This window comes from Heliomarina sp. (assembly GCF_052826185.1).
The window spans coordinates 964,067-983,349 of sequence record NZ_JBRBUI010000054.1 but is presented as its reverse complement, the minus strand read 5'-3'; the positions used below and the strand labels follow the sequence as shown (position 1 = coordinate 983,349).

Sequence of the window (19,283 nt, the reverse complement as noted above, 5' to 3'; positions counted from 1 at the left end):
GCGGTGTAACGGCGACGAACGGCATGGACAGTTCGGAGAGAGACGCTTAACAGGTACAGTATGCACGCTTACCCCGCCTGTTTCGATCTCTCCTGCCTGCCCGGCCTGGCCGTGGCGGAATGAGCACCTCTGTCCCCATGTCGGACCAGAATCGCGCCATCCTCTTGATGGTAACAGCAATTTTCTGCTTTTCCGTCATGGACATGAGTGTGAAGGCGCTGGCGCCAAGGGTCGGTGTGCTGCCCTCGCTTTGGGTGCGCTATGCGGGCCAGATGGCGCTTGTGACCCTCCTGATCCTGCCGAGGTTCAGCCGTGTGGTGCGCACCCGCTATCCCAAGCTGCAGATCTTTCGTTCGATCCTGTTGATGAGCGCGACCGCGTTCTTTTTCACCGGGCTGAGTTTTATCCCGCTGACCGATGCGGCCGCGCTGATGGCGACCAACCCGGTGCTGATCACTCTGGGGGCGGCGCTTTTCCTTGGGGAAAGACTGGGGCCACGCCGGATCACCGGTATCGTCGTCGCCATCATCGGGGCGCTGATCATCATCCGGCCCGGCAGCGACGTGTTTACACCGGCAGCGTTTTTCCCGCTGGCCGCTGCCCTGTCCTATTCCAGCTATTCGCTGCTCACGCGGCGGCTTGGCCCGGATGAGGATGTCTGGACCTCGCTCTTTTACACCGGACTTGTCGGCACGATCCTGCTGAGCATCGCGGTGCCGTTCCGCTGGGTGACGCCGGATGCAACCTCGATCGGGCTGATGATCATGATCGTTCTGGCGGGGACCATTGGGCAAATGGCGCTGATTCAAGCCTTTACCCGTGGCGAAGCGACGATGCTGGCGCCCTATAACTACCTCAATCTGGCCTTTGCGGCGTTTTGGGGGATGACGCTGTTCTCGGAAATGCCCGACGGCTGGACCATCATCGGTTCCCTTGTGATCGCGGGGGCGGGTCTTTATGTCTGGTATCGTGAAACATACCAATTGCGCTGACGCCTGTGCCTGCTGACATTTCCCAACTCTCCAGACCGGCGCGAGCCGGGTATTTCTGCAGCAACCTAGTCCTGCGGGCTTTGATCGGGCTTGCCCTACTTGTGCCCTATCGCTGGCGGGTGCCAATGATGGGGTGGCTGGTGTCGCGGGTGCTGAGCCCGCTGGCGGGCGGGCGCAAACGGATACGCAACAACCTGAAACTGGTGATGCCCGAGCTGCCCAAGGCGGATGTTGAGCGGCTATGCCGCGAGGTGCCCGACAATGCGGGGCGCGCGCTGATCGAACTGTACTCCGGGCGTCCCTTTCTGGAACGCGCCTATGCGGCAAAGGTCAGCGGCCCGGGGCTTGCCGCGCTGGAAGAGGCGCGGGCCGAGGGCCGTCCGGTGGTCTTCATGACCGGGCATTTCGGCAATTACGATGCCGCGCGGGCGCATATGATCAATCGCGGCTATGAAATCGGCGCGCTTTATCGCCGGATGGCCAACCCCTATTTCAACGAGCATTACGTGCGCGCCCTGTCGGCCGTCGGCACGCCGATGTTCGAACAGGGACGGCGCGGCATGATCGAGATGGTGCGCTATCTGAAAGGCGGCGGCTTGATCGCGATTGTCGGAGACCTGCACAGCCATGGCGGCGTCGCGATCAATTTCTTTGGCAAACCGGCGGTGACCTCGACCGTGCCCGCGGAACTGGCGCTAAAGCACAATGCGATTATGCTGCCGGTCTATGCGATCCGGCAGGAAAACGGGCTGGATTTCGAGATCGTCATGCACCCGCCGATTCCTCACACCGACGCCAAGACCATGACGCAGGACCTGAATGACGGGCTTGAAGCCCTGGTGCGCGAGCATATGGGCCAGTGGTTCTGGATTCACCGGCGCTGGAAACCGTGGTTCGACGTGGGGCTGGAAACCGACCGTCCCGGTTAAACGGTTCGCTTAATCCGCAACGGCGGCGGCAAGGATCTCTCCGGGGCCGGTTTCCTGCACCATCACGACGGTCGGCAGTGGACCGCCGAGATCCGTCTCCATGACGGTTTCGCCTTGCCCGTCCCATGTGCCCACGTGCGTCCAGCTTGTCACCACGTTCACGTAATCAAGGCTGAGACCGGCGTTTTCGCCCTTTTTGATCTTGACCGTCTGCTCGGGTTCGTAGGTCACGAGATGCACGTCGAACGGACCTTTGAGCGGCCCGGCCAGAGGCGCGATGGTGATGGTCAGTTCCGTGTCCTTCTCGGCCAGGTTGATCTTGGCGCGCGGCGGCTTTTCCTTATGCGCCGCGATCAGGTCGGTCAGCTTGAGGTCATGTGCCCCCACCAGATCGTCGAGACCGTTCACGATCATCTGCGGCGTGTAGATCATGTGACGGCCCGCCGCCTTGGCATAGCGTTTCTGGCGCTTGGTGAAGGCCGGATCAGCGAATTCATCCACCCAGCCGATATAATCCCAGTAATCCACATGCAGCGCGAGCGCGATCACGTCGCCGCGTGCGGTGAGCCGCTTGAGCAGCCGGTCGGCCGGTGGACAGGAGGAACAGCCCTGCGAGGTGAACAGTTCGACCACAACCGGATCGTCCTCGGCCCACAAGCTGACAGGTATCAGGGAGAGGGCTGAGGCAAGAAGGGTAGCGGGCAGTTTCATATTCATCTTTCCGGGTGAGCGTGCGGCTGGTGTAGTTGGCACCGCTTGTAATGGCCAATCAATCATAGGTGAAACAATGGTGATAAAGCTGCCCCGAATCCCGCCTGATAATCCTTGAGCGCGACAAAAAACCAACAAAAACCCTAAGCGATCACAAATTGTGTGCAATGGTATACAAAAATTCGCGCACTTCGGATGATCGCTATTGAATGCCAACGCGGGCTGAGGCAGATAGCGTGTAGCGAATTCCCATTTTCCGCATAATGAGGAGGCCATTCATGCCCATCACCGTCGGACAGGACACCGCCAAAACACGCAAATCGCTGAGCGTGGACGGCACTACCATCTCGTATTACTCGATTCCCGCCGCGACCGAAGCCGGTCTGGGCGATTTCTCGAACCTGCCAGCCGCGCTGAAAGTGGTTCTTGAGAACATGCTGCGTTTCGAGGACGGCAAGACCGTTTCCACCGACGACATCAAGGCATTTGCCGAATGGGGCGCGAACGGTGGCCAGAACCCGCGCGAGATCGCCTATCGCCCTGCCCGCGTGCTGATGCAGGATTTCACCGGCGTTCCCGCCGTTGTCGACCTTGCCGCGATGCGCGACGGCATCAAGGCCCTGGGCGGCGACGCACAGAAGATCAACCCGCTGAACCCCGTCGACCTTGTCATCGACCATTCGGTCATGATCGACGAATTCGGCAACCCGCGCGCCTTCCAGATGAACGTGGACCGCGAGTACGAGCGCAACATGGAGCGCTACGAGTTCCTGAAATGGGGCCAGACCGCGTTTGAAAACTTTCGCGTCGTGCCGCCGGGCACCGGCATCTGCCATCAGGTGAACCTTGAGTATCTGGCCCAGACCGTCTGGACCGACAAGGACCAGAACGGCGAGGAAGTCGCCTATCCCGATACGCTGGTCGGCACCGACAGCCACACCACCATGGTGAACGGCGCGGCCGTGCTTGGCTGGGGTGTTGGCGGGATCGAGGCCGAGGCCGCGATGCTGGGCCAGCCGATTTCGATGCTGATTCCCGAAGTTGTCGGTTTCAAGCTGACCGGCGAGATGATGGAAGGCACCACCGGTACCGACCTCGTTCTGAAAGTCGTCGAAATGCTGCGCGAACATGGCGTGGTGTCGAAATTCGTCGAATTCTATGGCGAAGGTCTGGATAACCTGCCGCTGGCGCAGCGTGCGACCATCGCCAACATGGCACCGGAATACGGCGCGACCTGTGGGTTCTTCCCGATCGACGACGAAACCCTGCGTTATCTGCGCAATACCGGCCGCGACGAAGCCCGCGTGAAACTGGTCGAAGCCTATGCCAAGGAAAACGGCATGTGGCGCGGCGCGGATTACAGCCCGGTTTATTCCTCGACGCTGGAACTGGACATGGGCACCATCGTGCCCGCAATCTCGGGTCCGAAACGTCCGCAGGATTACATCGCGCTCGACAAGGCGGCGCCTGCTTTTGCCGAATACGTCAAGGGCGTGCGCAGCGGCAAGGATGCCTCGGTCAAGGAAGAGGTCCGCTGGGAAGGTGAAGGCGGCGCGCCCGAGCCGCGCGACATTCCGGGCGACGAAGGCCATCACGCCAAGGGCTGGTACAAAACCGATGACGGTGCCTACCAGTTGCATGACGGGTCCATCGTGATCGCGTCGATCACCTCCTGCACCAATACGTCGAACCCCTATGTGATGATCGGCGCCGGTCTGGTCGCGAAGAAGGCCCATGAGCTGGGCCTGACCCGCAAGCCTTGGGTGAAAACCTCGCTGGCACCGGGGTCGCAGGTTGTGTCGCAGTATCTTGAGGCCGCTGGCCTGCAAGAACATCTGGACGCGATCGGGTTCAACCTTGTCGGCTATGGCTGCACCACCTGTATCGGTAACTCGGGCCCGCTCGAGGCACCGATTTCCAAGGCGATCAACGATTACGATCTGATCGGGACGTCGATCCTGTCGGGCAACCGGAACTTTGAGGGCCGGATTTCCCCCGATGTGCGTGCGAACTACCTTGCCTCACCGCCGCTGGTCGTGGCCTATTCGCTGGTCGGCGACATGAATGTCGACATCACCAAGGACGCGCTTGGCACCGACAAGGACGGCAACGATGTCTATCTGAAAGACATCTGGCCATCGAATGCCGAGATCGCCGAGCTGGTTGAAAAGACCGTCACCCGCGATGCCTTCCAGGATAAATACGCCGACGTGTTCAAGGGCGATGACAAGTGGCAGGGCGTCGAAGTTTCCGGTGGCGAGACCTATGACTGGCCCGCGAGCTCGACCTATGTGCAGAACCCGCCTTACTTCCAGGGCATGTCCAAAGATCCGGGGACGATTTCCAACATCGAGAACGCGCGTGTACTGGCGGTGCTGGGCGACATGGTCACCACCGACCACATCTCGCCGGCGGGATCGTTCAAGGACACCACCCCGGCCGGGAAATACCTCGTCGAGCGTCAGGTTCCCGTGCGCGAGTTCAACTCGTACGGGTCGCGTCGTGGCAACCACGAGGTGATGATGCGCGGCACTTTCGCCAACATCCGTATCAAGAACGAGATGCTGGACGGGGTCGAAGGCGGCTATACCAAGGGTCCGGATGGCGAACAGGCAGCGATCTATGACGCGGCCATGGCCTATCAGGAAGCCGGCACCCCGCTGGTGATCTTTGGCGGCGAACAGTATGGCGCGGGGTCCTCGCGCGACTGGGCGGCCAAAGGTACGGCACTGCTGGGCGTGAAAGCCGTGATCGCCGAGAATTTCGAGCGTATCCACCGCTCGAACCTTGTTGGCATGGGCGTCATCCCGTTCGAGTTCACCGGGGGCGATACCCGCAAATCGCTGGGTCTGACCGGGGAAGAGACCGTTTCGATCCACGGGCTCGACACGATCAAACCGCAGGAAGTGGTCGATTGCGATATCGTCATGGCAGATGGGTCGAAAAAGTCGATCAAGCTGAAATGCCGGATCGATACGGCCATCGAGATCGAATACATCGAACATGGCGGCGTGCTGCATTACGTGCTGCGCAACCTCGCGAAAGCGGCGTAAGCCTTTAAAAATCCGTCAGGATTTGTAGAAGCCCCCGGTTGATGGACCGGGGGTTTTTCTTTGCGCGGACGTTGGCGCAGGGTGCGGCTGCGGGAGCCTCCGGCGGGGATATTTTAGAACCCAAAGAAGCAGGGGATTTTGTCTTTGGCGGCGGGGCGCGGGTCAGCTGCGGCGGCGCAGGAGGTAGATGTCCATGATCCAGCCGTGCTCGGCCCGTGCCTCGGCGCGGCGAGCGACGATTTCATTCGCGACGATGTCGAGGGGGCCGCGGATCAGGAGTTCTTCCTTCATGCCGAGATAGGCGCCCCACCAGATGTCGAAATCTTTTGCCGGGAGGGACTGGAAAGAGCACTGGCCGTCGAGCATCACAATCGCCGTGTCGGTACCGGCGGGCCAGCCGTGATCGCGGATCTGGCGACCGGTGGTGACGATGAAGGGCGCGCCGATGTCGTTCACCGGGATCGCATGGGCGGCGGTAAGCGCCTGCATCGCGGTGATGCCGGGGATCACGCGGATCATCGGCTGGGGGGTGAGCCGGGCGGCGATTCTGAGCGAACTGTCATAGAGGGAGGGATCGCCCCAGATCAGCAGGGCCACGCGGTGAACGGGTTTTTCGTGGCGCGCGATAGCTTCAGCCCATGCCATTGCGATGGCATCGTGCCAATCGTCCACGCCTTTGCGGTAATCCCCCGAGGCATCGCGGACCGGCAGGTCGAATTCGCGGATGACGGTGGCGGGATCGTCGAGCACCTCGGCGCAGATCTGCTGGCGCAGGTCGGCCAGATCGGCCTTGTCCGGGCCTTTGCGGGGGATCAGGATAAGGTCGGCCTCGCGCAGGGTGCGGCGAGCCTCTCCGGTGACATGTTCGGGATTGCCGGTGCCGATACCGATCAGGAAAAGATGTTCCATGCCATGCAAAAGCCCCGGCGCCTGCGCGACCGGGGCTTCCTTTCTTCAGGGTTTGGCCGGTCTTCAGGCCGCGTTGTAGAGGCGGCGGGTGACGAGGCCGGATTTTTCAAGGCCGCGCAGCGACTTGGCAACCCAGAGAACGGCGAGATCGGCGATCGGTTCGATCAGCACGACGGTCATGTAGGCGACACCGAAGGTGGCAACCGAGGCGAAGGTTTCCGCGCCGACACCCTGGCCGTAGAAGGCCCAGAAAGCGACCCAGGCGACAATACCGCCCTGGTAAGCCACGGAAAGCTTCAGCACGTCGCCGTAGCCGAGGTCCACATAGGCGACGCCCTGCGGCAGCACCTTGCGCGCGATGGCGTGGATCGCGAAGAGCGGCACCAGCAGCGTGGTGACATTGACGAAGTACATCGGCAGATCGGTCGGGGCGAAGAACATGCCCTGGATCGCGAGACCGCCTGCAAGGCCGACCGCTGCCGGGCCAGTCCCGAGAAGCAACAGGAGCGTGGTACCGAGGATCAGGTGAACTTCGGACACGCCGACCGGGAAATGCGGCAGGATTTCGAAGAAGACCAGCACGGCCACGACAGCAAGGGCGGCCCGGGCGACAAAGGAGGGCACCGCGTGAGTCTTGAGGTCATCCGCGATCATCTTGAGCGAATAGCCCGCCGCTGCGGCCGCTGTGCCATAGGCCAGCGCCATTTTTGCGCCATGCACGATGCCTGGTTCGATATGCATTTGTCGTCTCCTTCCGCCAACCCCGGCGATTTTGCGGGCCTTGAGGCCCAATTGGTTTCATACGGCAGGTTTCCTGACTCGCGGCTATCGGCCCTGTTCTTCCTTCCCGGCGGCATCGCCAGTGGATCGCTGAACAGGCACACCGCTTACAGTTGCGGGGGCAGTCGGGGCCTTGCACCCCATTCCCTTTTAACCCTCAAGCAAATGAGAGCACCGTTTCGTGACCATTGGCCAAATCATGCCTTCAGGTCAAGGAAGAAACAGTTAAGAGGCGGTTGCCAGAGCGCCGTAGAGGATCAGCGCCGGGGCGGGCCCCGGGTCATTGGCGAAACGCTCAGCCAGACCGGCGACTGTGGAGCGCATCAACTGCTGATCCGGGGTCGAGACGGATTCGGCCAGAAGCGCGGGTGTGTCGGGCGGCAGGCCCGCGCCGGTCAGTAGATCGGCGAGGCGCGGAAAAGTCCGTTTGCCCATGAAAACGACGGTGGTTGCCAACGGATCGGCCAGCGCGGCAAGGTTCAGATCCTCGGGCAAGGCCCCCGAAACATCGTGGCCGGTGACGAATTGCACGCGCCGCGCGGTCAAGCGGCGGGTCAGCGGGATCCCGGCTGCAGCGGCGGCGGCGCAGGCAGAGGGGATGCCGGGAATGATCTCATAGTCGATCCCGGCCTCACGCAGGGCGATCAACTCTTCCTCGAGCCGGCCGAACATGCCTCCATCGCCGGATTTGAGCCGCACCACGCGGGCGCCGGTTTTCGCGTAATCGACCAGCAGGCGGCTGACGTGGTCCTGTTTCGGCGAGGGTCGCCCTGCCCGCTTGCCGACACCGACCAGATCGGCACCGCGCCCGGCATGGGCAAGGATCGGCCCCGAGGAAAGATCGTCGAACAGGATCGCATCGGCACGCTTCATCCGGTCCACCGCCTTGAGCGTCAGAAGCTCCGGGTCACCGGGGCCGGAGCCGACAAAGCTGACGAACCCGGTCATGCGGACCTCGCGATCAGGTGAAAGAAGGTTCCGGTGACACGGCCCTTGATTGACCCGGTTTCCGGTACCGTGGCGCCTTCGGCATCGGTGACATGGGCCAGCGGTGCATCCGGTTCCTCGAGGATCGTGGAATAGTGGAATTCATGGCCGCGCAGATAGGTGCCCTCGGGCTGGCCGGGCATCGCGGCGTTGAGCCGGGCGAGACGGTAGCCGAGGTGGAACTTGCGTTTCTCATAAGAGGTCACAAGACCCAGAAGTCCGGCCATCTGGTGGCGGTTGCCTTCCTTGTCGATCAGCGCCTGCCCCAGCGCCATATAGCCCCCGCATTCGCCGTGGACGGGCCTGGTTTCGGCGTGTTTGCGAAGGCCCTTAATATAAGTCCCGGCGTTGGCCAGCGTCGCGCCATGCAGTTCCGGGTAGCCGCCTGGCAGCCAGACCAGATCGGCGTCCGGGTCCGGTGCCTCATCCGCCAATGGAGAGAACGGCAGGATCTCGGCCCCGGCGTTGCGCCAGCCTTCGAGCAGATGCGGATAGGTAAAGGAAAAGGCCGCGTCCCGGGCCAGTGCGATGCGTTGGGCGGGTGGCGTAGGCAGGCTGCCCGTCCGGGTCAGCGGGCGGCCGGTGGCGGCAGCACGGATTGCGGCGAGATCGACGTTTTCGCGCAGGAAGGCCGCGTAACCGGCGATGGCAGCATCAAGATCGGGGTGTTCGACCGCCTGTATCAGGCCAAGGTGACGCTCTGGCAGGGTCAGGTCACCCCGGCGCGGCAAGGAGCCGAGAACCTTGACCCCGGCCTTTTCCATGCCCAGCCGGGTCAGCCGTTCGTGTCGCGGGCTGGCGACGCGGTTCAGGATGACCCCGGCGAGGTTGATGTCGTCGCGATAGGTCGCAAAGCCAAGCGCCGTGGCGGCGGCGGATTGCGCCTGCCCGCTGACATCAAGGACCAGTACCACCGGCCAGCCCATGCGGATCGCGGTTTCGGCACTGGTGCCCTGCCCGGTCGCGCCTTTGAAAGCGACCCCATCAAAAAGGCCCATCGATCCTTCGGCAATGATCAGATCGGCGCCCTTGGCCTGCTGACCGACAGCAGAGAGTAGTGCGTCGTCCATCGCCCAGGTATCGAGGTTGAAACTATTGCGCCCGGCGGCGGCAAGGTGAAAGGCCGGATCGATGTAATCCGGGCCGCTTTTGAAGGGCTGTACGGCAAGGCCGTCTTCGGCGAAGGCGCGCAAGAGGCCCAGCATCACCGTGGTCTTGCCGGTGCCGGACCCGGGGGCGGAAATCAGGATGCCGGGCGGGTTATTCATTCCAGCGCCCTCCATCTGCCTGCTGTGGCCTGAACCTCCGGTCGTAATCCGTTGAATAGAGGCAACTTTCGTCGAAACCTTCACCCGCCAGCGCGGGGCCGACAAGGATCAGCGCGGTACGCTCGATCTCGGCGCTCATCTGTGCCTCAATATCGGCAAGTGTGCCACGCAGGATCTTTTGATCGGGCCAGCTTGCGCGATAGACCACCGCAACTGGGCAATCCGCGCCATAAGGCGGGGTCAGGTCCGCTACCACTTGGACAAGATTGTGGATCGACAGGTGAATGGCCAGCGTCGCGCCGGTGGCCGCGAAATTGGCAAGGCTCTCGCCGCTTGGCATGGCCGAAGCACGGCCCGGCGTGCGGGTCAGGACCACCGATTGCGCGAGGCCCGGCAGGGTCAGTTCGGCCCCAATGGCGGCGGCGGCAGCGGCGAATGACGGCACACCGGGTGTCACGCTGACGGGAATGCCCTCGGCCCGCAGGCGGCGCAGCTGTTCGCCCATCGCCGACCAGACCGAAAGATCGCCGGAATGCAGACGCGCCACATCCTGCCCGGCGTCATGTGCTGTTTTGATCTCGGCGATGATGGCGTCGAGGTCGAGCGGCGCGGTGTTCACGATCCGCGCACCCTCGGGACAATGCGACAGGATTTCCTGCGGCACCAAGGAACCTGCATAGAGGCAGACCGGACAGGAAGCGACGATATCGCGACCGCGCAGGGTGAGGAGATCGGCCGCGCCCGGCCCGGCACCGATGAAATGAACGGTCATGGCAACTTCCTTTCGGCAATGGCGCAGGTGGCCAGTCGGTCTTGCGACACGCATCGGGGCGCTTGTAGCCGCGCGCCGGGTCCCGCTGCAACCAGTGCGGCGGCTTCGGCGACGCTTCCCGTGCCGCGTTCTTCCATCACTCGTTCGGACCGTGTGAGTGTTTCCGCTTTGGTGAGGTCGTCGACGGGCACTGGGATTAGCGGCAGCTTCATGGAATGTGCCAGCGTTATCATGATGGTTGCGGCGCATTTATCATGTGGTGCGGCAAGGGCAGTTGGAAACGCCTTTGTGGCGGCCAGCGCGGATTGGAGGCTTGCCAGTGTTGCCGTCTGGCGAAAACCGAAACCGGCGACAATCACAGGGTCACGCTCCACTGAACGATGGGATAGGCCGATTTCCAGCCGCGTTTACGTCCCAGCGGCGCGGCCTCGGCAAGTTCGATGCGGAGAAGCTCTCCGCCCTTGTTGGCTTGCCAGTTTGCCAGCAAGGCCTCGCTTTCCAACGTCACCGCGTTGGCGACAAGCCGGGTGCCGGTGGGAAGGATGGCACAGAGCTTTTGCAGCATCGCCTCTTCCAGCCCGCCGCCGATAAAAACCGCATCTGGTATGGATTGTTGATCGAGGTGCTCGATTGCTTTTCCTTCGACCACATCAATGCGCCCACCCAAACCAAATTTTCCAGCATTTTCATGCACTCGTGCGGCGCGGCTCACGTTAGACTCGAAGGCCGTGGCCGTCAGGCTGGCATCACGCAGCAGCCACTCGATCCCGATCGATCCCGATCCGGCGCCGATGTCCCAGAGATGTTCGAAAGGGCGTGGCGCGAGGGCCGAGAGGGTCAGAGCGCGCACCGGTCGCTTGGTGATCTGCCCGTCATGGTCGAACCAGTCGTCCGTCAGGCCGGAACTTTGCGGCATGACCGCCCCCGTACCCTGACACTCCAGCGCGACGCAGACCGGATGGGCCACATCGTTAAGGTCATATCCCTGTGCGTTCCGGCTGCGCAGCCTTTCGCGCGGACCGCCAAGAGCCTCCATCACCATGAGGTCGCTGTCACCGAAACCTGTCTCAACCAGCCAGTTCGCCAACGTGCCGACCGCCTCACCATCGCGCAGCAATAAGATCATCCGGGCTTTCGTCGCGAGACGGGGGCGCAATTGCGACAAAGGGGTCGCGTGCAGCCCTAGGCAGGTGGTTTTTTCCAGCGGCCAGCCCATCCGGGAAGCGGCAAGCTGGAACGTAGAGATCGCCGGGATCGCTCGCCATTCCGCGCGCTCATATCGGCCCGAAAGAACCGATCCCGCACCGAACCAGAAAGGATCGCCCGACGCCAGAACGACAGTGGGGCGACCGCGATAGCCGTCGAGAAGGTTTAACCCGTTCTTGAACGGCACCGGCCAAACCACTGTTTCAGCTTTTATTTCCGGGATCAGCGATAGATGACGTTCGGCGCCCATGACTATTTCGGCATCAGCCAAAGCGGCTTGGCTTTCCACGGTCAGACCGTCTGGCCCATCCTCGCCAATTCCGATAATCGTAAGCCATGGGCCGTCATTGGAGCGCGTGTCAGACATGAAACCGAACCTGCTGATCCTTGGCGGGACGAGCGAAGCCTCGGCGCTGGCCAAGGCTGTGAGCGAGGCCGGGATCGAGGGCGTGTTTTCCTATGCCGGCCGTGTCGAACAGCCCCGACCGCAACCACTGCCGATCCGCACGGGCGGATTTGGCGGGGTCGACGGGCTGGCGAACTGGCTGCGCGAAAACGCGGTGAGCCATGTAATTGATGCCACACATCCCTTTGCTGCGCAGATGAGCCGGAATGCGATTGCCGCCTGTCAGCAGGTGAACATTCCGCTGATCGCGCTGACGCGAGCTCCGTGGGTCGCGCAGGCCGGGGATTGCTGGCAGCATGTGCCGGATATTACTGCTGCGGTGCGCGCGCTGGAAGGGGCGAGGCAGCGGGTGATGCTGGCGATCGGCCGCATGTACCTCGAATCCTTTGCGCCCCTGCGTCAGCATTTCTATCTGCTGCGGCTGGTCGATGTGCCCGGAGCGCTGCCGTTTCCGGAATACGCGGTCGAAGTGTCGCGCGGCCCCTTCACGCTTGACGGCGACCGGGCGTTGATGGAACGCCATGCCATCGACTTTGTCGTGTCGAAAAACGCGGGCGGCAGCGCTGCGCGGGCAAAGATCGATGCCGCCCGCGAACTGGGCATTCCGGTGCTGATGATCGACCGCCCCGCGCTGCCCGACCGGCATGAAACCCATGAAGTTCAGGATGTTATGAGATGGCTTTCTCATACACCCTCCGGCGTGTCCGGCACCGATCTGGGCGTATAGATCAGCGGTGCGCCGCTGCGGGTGATGACACGGGTCAGGGAACTGCCGACGATAACGACAGTGCGCATATCGGCCATTTCCGGCGTAGCCTCGGTCAGCGGGACGCAGGCCAGTTCCTCTTCGGGCGTCGATACGGCGCGGGCGAATATGACCGGGCGCGCATCGCCGCAAGCCTTCTGCAAGAGTGACAGTGCCCGCGCGAACCCTTCGGGACGGGATTTCGAGCGCGGATTGTAGAAGGCCATGGCAAAGTCGCCTTCGACCGCGAGGCGCAGGCGTTTTTCGATCAGGGGCCAGGGCTTGAGATTGTCCGACAGGTTGATGGCGCAGAAATCATGGCCAAGCGGCGCCCCGGCGCGGGCGGCGGCGGCCAACATCGCGGTGATGCCGGGCATGACCTGCACATCCGTCTCGCGCCAGCGGTCAAGGTCAAGCTCCATCGCTTCGAACACCGCCGAGGCCATAGCAAAGACGCCCGGATCGCCGGAGGAAACCACGACCACCTGCCGCCCAGCTTCTGCCATTTCAAGCGCATGAGTGGCGCGTTCGATCTCGACCCGGTTGTCACTGGCGTGAAGCGTCAGCCCGTCGCGCGGGGGTATCCGTTTGACATAAGGGATATAACCGACGACGTCGGTCGCCTGCGCAAGCGCGGCCGTCACCTCGGGCGTCACGAGGTCATCAGACCCCGGCCCCAGGCCAACGATGGTCACGCGGCCCATCACGGGCGCCGCCCCTGTCCATGCACCACGATGATCGAGAAATAGGGTGCCTTTTCGCAATCCGCCTCGACCAGAGGTGTCACAGTCTGGCGCGGCATGGCCGCGTATTGCACCATCCAAGCTTTCTCGGTCAGGCCGACGGCATCCAACGCGCGCCGGATCTTGGCGATATTGGTGCCGATCTTCATGATGACGAGCGCGTCGGTGTCCTGCATATGGCGACGCAGTTCTTCCTCGGGCAGCGTGCCCATCAGAATGGTGAGCACGTCGTCGCCCCATGTGATTGGCATATCAGTCGCTGTCCATGCCGCCGACATCCCGGTGATGGCGGGCACGACCTCGACATTCGCGATGTCCTTGAGCCGCGAATGCAGGTGCATGAACGACCCGTAAAAGAACGGATCACCCTCGCAGAGGACCACGATGTCATGCCCGTCGGCCACCAGCGCCGAAAGCTTTTCGGCCTGCTCGGCGTAAAAGGCGGACAGAATCTCGTTATAGCGCGGATCACTGAGCGGGATTTCGGTCGTGACCGGATATTCCATCGGGATTTCGACAGCATCTGCCGGAATCATACTCTCGACGATCTGGCGCGCCTGCCCCTTGCGACCAGCCTTGCGAAAGAAGGCCACGTGGCGCGCCTGCCGCAAGAGCCGGTCCGCGCGCACGCTGAGCAGGTCCGGATCGCCGGGCCCGAGGCCGAGACCATAGACTGTCCCGCTCATTCCGCGCGGCTCGCAATGGCGTTGATCGCCGCCACGGTGATCGCGCTGCCGCCAAGGCGGCCCTTGACGATGACGCTGGGCACTGGCTGCGCCTCCCACAGCGCGTCCTTGGATTCGACCGCGCCGACAAAGCCGACGGGGCAGCCGATGATCGCGGCAGGGCGCGGGCAATCGGGGTCTTCGAGCATGTTCAGCAGGTGGAACAACGCCGTGGGCGCATTGCCGATCGCCACCAGCGCGCCGTCCAGATGCGGGCGCCACAGCTCCAAAGCCGCGGCGGAGCGGGTGTTTCCCATTTGGGTCGCCTTTTCGCGCACGCCCTCATCATGCAGGGTGCAGATGACCGCGTTATCGGCGGGCAGGCGCGGGCGGGTGACCCCTTCGCTGACCATACGCGCATCGCAGAGGATCGGCTTGCCCGCGTTCAGCGCGTTGCGGGCGGCACTCACGAAACCGGGGGAAAAGCGGATATGTTCCTCAAGCCCGACCATCCCGGCGGCGTGGATCATGCGCACGGCGACCTGTTCTTCGTCCGGGTCGAACCGGGCAAGATCGGCCTCGGCGCGGATCGTGGCAAAGGATTGCGCGTAAATCGCCGCGCCGTCGGTCTGGTATTCATAAGGCATCAGTGAGGTTCCACCCCGGACAGTAGTTCATCGGGCGTCAATCCGCGCCGCACCGGGTCATCCCACGATGCGCCGTTCCGGACAAGATCAAAGCGGCCCTCGACTCCGACGAGCGTTACATCGGCCTTGCGCGGATGGGCGCAACCCTTGCTACACCCCGAGACGTGCAGATCGCCGGAGACGCGCGGTGCGAGTTCGGCGGCAATCCGGCGGGTTTCAACGCTGGCCGAAGTGCAAAATGGCGCGCCGGGACAGGCCCTTGCACGCAAAAGCGGATCCTGTGGGTCGGTGATGAAACCTGGCCTGCGGAGGGTCGTGACACCGGGCAGGAAAAACAGTCGCCACGGGGTGAGGATCAGCTCGCGGGCGTCGCTTTGGCGCATGAGTTCTGCTAAGGCAACCGCCGGACAGGATCCAAAGGCCGTGCCGACCATCATACCGCCGCCACGCGGCCCTGCCCGGCCCGGCGGTGCAGAGGGAGCGGGCAGTTCCTGCCGCCAGTCCTGTGGCAGATGTTCGACCACCTGCGCCATGCGGCGCCGATCCTGATCGCTGTTTTCGGCAAACCAATGGGCAAGCTCGATGACCATGCCGATGGCCCGGTCGAGATCCACCGCGCGGGCCCATTCCGTCCCGTCGGCGCGCACCAGCACGCCGCCCGTCTCGGTCCGCTCAACCCGGATATCGGCAGAATCCGCGCCCAGCACCGGGGCACTGCCGCTATCAATGGCAAAACCGAATTTTGCTGGAAGGTCAGGAAGTTCGGAGAGACGGCTGATCAGCTCAAGCCCAAGGCGTTCGGTCAGGTCGCCGGTCTGCCAGAAGGGGGTGACGATCATGTTGCGCCGGCGTTCCGTCTCTGGGTCAGGATCGAGCAGGTCGAGTTTCAGCAGTGCCGCGAGCAGCGCATCATAGGCCTCGTCGCGCACACCGCGCAGCTGCAGGTTGGCGCGGTTGGTCAGGTCGATAAAGCCGCTCGCGTGTTCCTGCGCGGCGACGCAGAGGCCCAGCACCTGTTCGCGGCTCAGCCGCCCCATATGCGGGCGGATGCGCAGGATCAGTCCGTCGCCCGAACGCATCGGGGTAAAGGCACCGGGGCACCAGCCCTTGACCTCGGGAGGGGAAACGCGTGGCATGTTCATGCGGGTTGGTCCAGTCGGGCGCGTATAGAGTTGCGCCGGGTCTGCCATAGCCCGGCGGCATCGAGCGCGGCGAATTGGTCGTGCATGGCGCGATGCGCTTCGGGATTTTCGGTTTGCAAGAAGCTGTCGACCTCGGCGTCGCCCAGCGTTGATTCATAATAGAGATCAAAGAGATGCGGGCCAACCGCATCGGCGAGATTGGCGAATGCGGCCATATGATCCAAGGTTGCCGCAATTTCCGCCGCGCCCCGAAAGCCGTGCCGCCGCATGCCCGCGATCCAATCGGGATTGGCGGCGCGGGCCTGCACCACGCGGGCAATTTCCTCGGCCAGCGCGCGGGCGCGCGGCGTCTCGGGCCGGGTATTGTCGAGGTGATAGAGCGCCGCCTTGCGCCCGCCGGTGATGGATTTCGCGGCAGCAAATCCGGCCTCATGGGTGGCGTAGTCGGCGGCGAGGAGCAGATCGCTTTCCGGCAGGTCCTGCGGGTGAACGAAGGCATCGGCATTGGCGACACGTGCCGCGATGCCCGCGCCATCGCGGGTGATCTGCTCGCCATCCATCGACCACGCGCTTGCTTCCAGCCACGCCTGTCCGGCGGCGGCGCGGGCTTCATCTGTGAAGGTTTCGGCCAGATGCCCCATGCCCAATCCATAGCTTGCCGGGGCCGGACCAAAGACCCGCGCTGCGGCCAGCTGCCCGGCGTAAGGGTTCCAGTCGGAACTTTCATCACGGCCCGCAAGCATTTGTATTGCCTGCGTAAAGATGCCGGAGAGTGAGGGGAACACGTCACGGAAAAGACCGGAAACACGCAAGGTGACGTCCAGTCGCGGGCGGTCAAGTTCGGTGATCGGCAGGATCTCGATCCCCGAGACACGCTCGCTCCCTTTGTCCCAGACCGGCCGCACGCCCAGCAAGTGCAGCGCCATAGCGAATTCCTCGCCCGCGGTGCGCATGGTCGCCGAGCCCCAGAGGTCGACGACCAGCCCCTTGGGATAATCGCCGTGATCCTGAAGGTGACGACGCACCAGTTCCTCGGCGAGTTTTGCCCCCTGCGCATAGGCGGACCGAGTCGGTACGGAACGTGGATCGGTGGTGAAGAGGTTACGACCCGTGGGTAGAACGTCGTGGCGGCCGCGATAAGGAGACCCCGAAGGACCGGCGGGGATGCGTTCCGCTTTAAGAGAGGCATGCAGGCTGTTGATTTCATTTAAAACCGAATGATCTGTCTCAAACGGTGCGCCTTCGGTCACCGGCTGGCCGAGGATGTGCAGCCCGTCGCCGAACTGGCTTTCCTTGATGTCGCAGACGAAGCGGTCGATGCGGGTGATTGCCTCGGCGGTGCTGGCGGCGGTATCGAGACCAAGATCGGCCTCGACCCCGAGAGATTGCGCCTCGGCCCGGATGTCAGCCTGTAGCCTGTCGCGGCGGCGCGGGTCGAGTCCGTCGGCGTTGGAGAACTCGTCGAGCAGCGCCTCGAGATGGATGAACCGGTCGGGCGTTTTGCTTGCTTTCATCGGCGGCGGCAGGTGGCCCAACGTCAGGGCGCCGATGCGCCGTTTTGCTTGAGCTGCTTCGCCCGGGTCATTGACAATAAAGGGATAAATCACCGGCAGGTCGCCGATCAGCGCCTCGGGCCAGCAGGCATCGGACAGCGCGACGGCCTTGCCGGGCAGCCATTCCAGCGTGCCATGCGCGCCGATGTGAATCAGCGCGTCGATGCCCAGCGCGTGACGCAGCCAGAGGTAAAAGGCCACATAGCCGTGACGTGGCGTGCGCGAGAGATCGTGGTAATCGTCTTCGCGCTGCGCGATTTGCCCCCGTTCGGGTTGTAGGGCGACCAGTGCGGCGCCGCGACGGGTGGCCTTGAAATGGAACTGAGCATCTTTGCAGGCGGGGTCGTCCTCTGGATCGCCCCAAGCCGCGTTCAGATCGTCGCGGAGCGATTGCGGCAGGGTTTCCAACGCGGCGCGGTAGTCTGACAGCGGCCAGCTGAGTGTTTCCGCACGCAGGGAATGTGTGAGCGGTGCGCCCGGCTCGATCTGCCATCCCTGCCCAGCCAGCGAGGTCAGAATCGCCTCGGCCGAGGCCGGAGCGTCGAGCCCAACCGCATGGCCCATCTGCCAGTCCTTGCCGGGATAGGTGGACAGGATCAGAGCGGGTGATTTCCGTACATTATCCGTACACTTCAAGTGCACCAGTCGTGCAGCCCGCCGGGCGATGGCATTGATACGGTCATCCTCGGGCATGTGGGCGGCGCGAGAGAATTCCAGCGCCGTGTCCCGCTGGCCGGGTTCCTTGAAGGACACGACACCGCCAAAGAGACGGCCATCGACCTCGGGCAGCACAACGTGCATGGCGAGATCGCTGGGCGACAGCCCGCGTTCGGACTCATCCCACGCTTTGCGACCCGAGGTGGAGAGCGCGACTTGCATGACGGGTACCCCGGCTATGTCGAGCGGGGAATGGCCCGAGGCGCCGATGCCAGAGAATGAGGTCGCATTGATGATGATATCCGGCGCGAGGCCCTGAACCTGCCGTTCGATCCAGCCAGCGGCCTCAGGCGCCTTGAGCGAGGGCGCGAAGAGCGTTGCCACGTCGAACCCCTGCCCTGTCAGCGCGTCATACATCGATTTGATCGGCGCGGTATCGGCGGCGGCGAGATAGGCGCGGTAAAAGGTGATCAGCGCGCGGGGGCGATCCCGGGTGACAGGATAGGCCGAGAGCGGGCAGATCACGCCATCCTTAGGGTGCCAGAGCCCGACCTGCGGCAGCGCCTTGGCCCCGCGCACCGGGCCAGCATAGAACCCGGCGGCAAGCGCAAGCTGCGCCAGCGCGGCCTGTGCCGAGACCGTACCGCCCATATCGCAGAGCCGGGTCAGCCGCGCGAGGGTCGAGACCGGCAGGGTCGACACCTCATCCAGTCGCGGATCGGCGCGGCCATCGGCAGGAAGCACCGCGAGTGCAATGCGATTGCGCCGCGCCAGATCCTGAACCTGCTGAATCCCATAGGACCAGTAGGAAATACCGCCGATCAGCCGGATCAGGATGCCCTTGGCCCCGGCAAGTGTCTGTTCCACATAGGTGTCGACAGAAAGCGGGTGTTTCAGCGCAGTCAGGTTGGCAAGCCGCAGGGTCGGTTCGAAACCGCCTTCGCGCGCACGGTGCCAACCGGCGGCAAATGCGCCGAGATCGCTGTCGGAAAAGGATAGAACCGCCAGATCGCCCGGGCTCTGGCCCAGATCTGTCGGGGTTTCCGTTTCCTCCAGCCCCTGACTTTCGCGAAACACCACATGCATGGGTCAGCGCCCTTTCAGCCGGGTCAGGATAT

Annotated in this window: 17 protein-coding genes and 1 riboswitch; of the genes, 4 read left to right on the top strand and 13 right to left on the bottom strand. The window is 63.3% G+C overall.

Annotated elements, in window-relative coordinates; all coding sequences use genetic code 11:
- Positions 1-119: 119 nt before the first annotated feature.
- Entirely contained in the window at positions 120-992 is an 873-nt protein-coding gene (locus ACU0FH_RS22790; protein ID WP_238370481.1) for a DMT family transporter, read from the top strand.
- Between the two features lie 5 nt (positions 993-997).
- Positions 998-1,921, top strand: coding sequence for a lysophospholipid acyltransferase family protein (locus ACU0FH_RS22785; protein ID WP_446196956.1), 924 nt, complete (start codon positions 998-1,000; stop codon positions 1,919-1,921).
- 9 nt (positions 1,922-1,930) lie between these two features.
- Here ACU0FH_RS22785 and ACU0FH_RS22780 read toward each other — a convergent pair whose 3' ends face one another.
- Positions 1,931-2,632, bottom strand: coding sequence for a DUF1223 domain-containing protein (locus ACU0FH_RS22780; RefSeq protein ID WP_446196955.1), 702 nt, complete (start codon positions 2,630-2,632; stop codon positions 1,931-1,933).
- A 278-nt stretch (positions 2,633-2,910) separates the two neighbouring features.
- Here ACU0FH_RS22780 and acnA point away from each other — a divergent pair, with 278 nt between their 5' ends.
- Entirely contained in the window at positions 2,911-5,685 is a 2,775-nt protein-coding gene (gene acnA / locus ACU0FH_RS22775) for an aconitate hydratase AcnA (protein ID WP_446196954.1), read from the top strand.
- A 162-nt stretch (positions 5,686-5,847) separates the two neighbouring features.
- Here the strand turns inward: acnA and cobF are convergent, their stop codons facing one another.
- The 7 genes from cobF to cbiE all read right to left on the bottom strand — a co-directional run bounded on the left by cobF (position 5,848) and on the right by cbiE (position 11,974).
- Positions 5,848-6,594 carry a precorrin-6A synthase (deacetylating) gene (gene cobF, locus ACU0FH_RS22770; protein WP_446196953.1) on the bottom strand — a complete coding sequence of 249 codons (747 nt, stop codon included), beginning with the start codon at positions 6,592-6,594 and terminating at the stop codon, positions 5,848-5,850.
- A 63-nt stretch (positions 6,595-6,657) separates the two neighbouring features.
- Positions 6,658-7,335 carry an energy-coupling factor ABC transporter permease gene (locus ACU0FH_RS22765; RefSeq protein WP_446196952.1) on the bottom strand — a complete coding sequence of 226 codons (678 nt, stop codon included), beginning with the start codon at positions 7,333-7,335 and terminating at the stop codon, positions 6,658-6,660.
- Positions 7,336-7,381: 46 nt separating this feature from the next.
- A riboswitch (cobalamin riboswitch) is annotated at positions 7,382-7,568 on the bottom strand.
- A gap of 31 nt (positions 7,569-7,599) precedes the next feature.
- Positions 7,600-8,322, bottom strand: coding sequence for a uroporphyrinogen-III C-methyltransferase (gene cobA / locus ACU0FH_RS22760; RefSeq protein ID WP_446196951.1), 723 nt, complete (start codon positions 8,320-8,322; stop codon positions 7,600-7,602).
- A complete protein-coding gene (locus ACU0FH_RS22755; protein ID WP_446196950.1) occupies positions 8,319-9,629 on the bottom strand; it encodes a cobyrinate a,c-diamide synthase in 1,311 nt (436 codons plus the stop codon). Before ACU0FH_RS22755 ends, cobA begins: the two co-directional genes overlap by 4 nt.
- Positions 9,622-10,401, bottom strand: a complete 780-nt coding sequence (cobM, locus tag ACU0FH_RS22750; RefSeq protein WP_446196949.1) for a precorrin-4 C(11)-methyltransferase — start codon at positions 10,399-10,401, stop codon at positions 9,622-9,624. Before cobM ends, ACU0FH_RS22755 begins: the two co-directional genes overlap by 8 nt.
- Positions 10,398-10,760, bottom strand: a complete 363-nt coding sequence (locus ACU0FH_RS22745) for a cobalamin biosynthesis protein (protein WP_446196948.1) — start codon at positions 10,758-10,760, stop codon at positions 10,398-10,400. The genes cobM and ACU0FH_RS22745 overlap by 4 nt, the downstream gene beginning before the upstream one ends.
- Entirely contained in the window at positions 10,757-11,974 is a 1,218-nt protein-coding gene (gene cbiE / locus ACU0FH_RS22740; RefSeq protein WP_446196947.1) for a precorrin-6y C5,15-methyltransferase (decarboxylating) subunit CbiE, read from the bottom strand. Before cbiE ends, ACU0FH_RS22745 begins: the two co-directional genes overlap by 4 nt.
- Here cbiE and ACU0FH_RS22735 point away from each other — a divergent pair.
- Positions 11,973-12,740, top strand: coding sequence for a cobalt-precorrin-6A reductase (locus ACU0FH_RS22735; protein ID WP_446196946.1), 768 nt, complete (start codon positions 11,973-11,975; stop codon positions 12,738-12,740). The two genes, cbiE and ACU0FH_RS22735, sit on opposite strands and share 2 nt — an antisense overlap.
- On the opposite strand, the gene cobJ is transcribed toward ACU0FH_RS22735, so the two are convergent.
- The 5 genes from cobJ to cobN are packed head-to-tail and all read right to left on the bottom strand — an operon-like array spanning position 12,698 to position 19,251.
- Positions 12,698-13,462, bottom strand: a complete 765-nt coding sequence (cobJ, locus tag ACU0FH_RS22730) for a precorrin-3B C(17)-methyltransferase (RefSeq protein WP_446197012.1) — start codon at positions 13,460-13,462, stop codon at positions 12,698-12,700. The two genes, ACU0FH_RS22735 and cobJ, sit on opposite strands and share 43 nt — an antisense overlap.
- Complete coding sequence (locus ACU0FH_RS22725) at positions 13,462-14,187, bottom strand: precorrin-2 C(20)-methyltransferase (RefSeq protein ID WP_446196945.1); 726 nt, start codon at positions 14,185-14,187, stop codon at positions 13,462-13,464. The genes cobJ and ACU0FH_RS22725 overlap by 1 nt, the downstream gene beginning before the upstream one ends.
- Complete coding sequence (locus ACU0FH_RS22720) at positions 14,184-14,813, bottom strand: precorrin-8X methylmutase (protein WP_446196944.1); 630 nt, start codon at positions 14,811-14,813, stop codon at positions 14,184-14,186. The genes ACU0FH_RS22725 and ACU0FH_RS22720 overlap by 4 nt, the downstream gene beginning before the upstream one ends.
- Positions 14,813-15,955, bottom strand: a complete 1,143-nt coding sequence (gene cobG, locus ACU0FH_RS22715; RefSeq protein WP_446196943.1) for a precorrin-3B synthase — start codon at positions 15,953-15,955, stop codon at positions 14,813-14,815. Before cobG ends, ACU0FH_RS22720 begins: the two co-directional genes overlap by 1 nt.
- Positions 15,952-19,251: a cobaltochelatase subunit CobN gene (gene cobN / locus ACU0FH_RS22710; RefSeq protein WP_446196942.1), complete on the bottom strand. Its 3,300-nt coding sequence runs from the start codon at positions 19,249-19,251 to the stop codon at positions 15,952-15,954. Before cobN ends, cobG begins: the two co-directional genes overlap by 4 nt.
- Between the last annotated feature and the right edge of the window lie 32 nt (positions 19,252-19,283).

Bases quoted from the DNA above. Each gene is read 5' to 3' on its own strand.
- cobJ (WP_446197012.1), bottom strand. From the start codon at position 13,462: ATGGGCCGCGTGACCATCGTTGGCCTGGGGCCGGGGTCTGATGACCTC.
- cobM (WP_446196949.1), bottom strand. From the start codon at position 10,401: ATGACCGTTCATTTCATCGGTGCCGGGCCGGGCGCGGCCGATCTCCTC.
- ACU0FH_RS22720 (WP_446196944.1), bottom strand. From the start codon at position 14,813: ATGCCTTATGAATACCAGACCGACGGCGCGGCGATTTACGCGCAATCC.
- ACU0FH_RS22765 (WP_446196952.1), bottom strand. From the start codon at position 7,335: ATGCATATCGAACCAGGCATCGTGCATGGCGCAAAAATGGCGCTGGCC.
- cobN (WP_446196942.1), bottom strand. From the start codon at position 19,251: ATGCATGTGGTGTTTCGCGAAAGTCAGGGGCTGGAGGAAACGGAAACC.
- cbiE (WP_446196947.1), bottom strand. From the start codon at position 11,974: ATGTCTGACACGCGCTCCAATGACGGCCCATGGCTTACGATTATCGGA.
- ACU0FH_RS22735 (WP_446196946.1), top strand. From the start codon at position 11,973: ATGAAACCGAACCTGCTGATCCTTGGCGGGACGAGCGAAGCCTCGGCG.
- ACU0FH_RS22725 (WP_446196945.1), bottom strand. From the start codon at position 14,187: ATGAGCGGGACAGTCTATGGTCTCGGCCTCGGGCCCGGCGATCCGGAC.
- ACU0FH_RS22780 (WP_446196955.1), bottom strand. From the start codon at position 2,632: ATGAAACTGCCCGCTACCCTTCTTGCCTCAGCCCTCTCCCTGATACCT.
- cobG (WP_446196943.1), bottom strand. From the start codon at position 15,955: ATGAACATGCCACGCGTTTCCCCTCCCGAGGTCAAGGGCTGGTGCCCC.
- cobF (WP_446196953.1), bottom strand. From the start codon at position 6,594: ATGGAACATCTTTTCCTGATCGGTATCGGCACCGGCAATCCCGAACAT.
- ACU0FH_RS22790 (WP_238370481.1), top strand. From the start codon at position 120: ATGAGCACCTCTGTCCCCATGTCGGACCAGAATCGCGCCATCCTCTTG.
- ACU0FH_RS22755 (WP_446196950.1), bottom strand. From the start codon at position 9,629: ATGAATAACCCGCCCGGCATCCTGATTTCCGCCCCCGGGTCCGGCACC.
- cobA (WP_446196951.1), bottom strand. From the start codon at position 8,322: ATGACCGGGTTCGTCAGCTTTGTCGGCTCCGGCCCCGGTGACCCGGAG.
- acnA (WP_446196954.1), top strand. From the start codon at position 2,911: ATGCCCATCACCGTCGGACAGGACACCGCCAAAACACGCAAATCGCTG.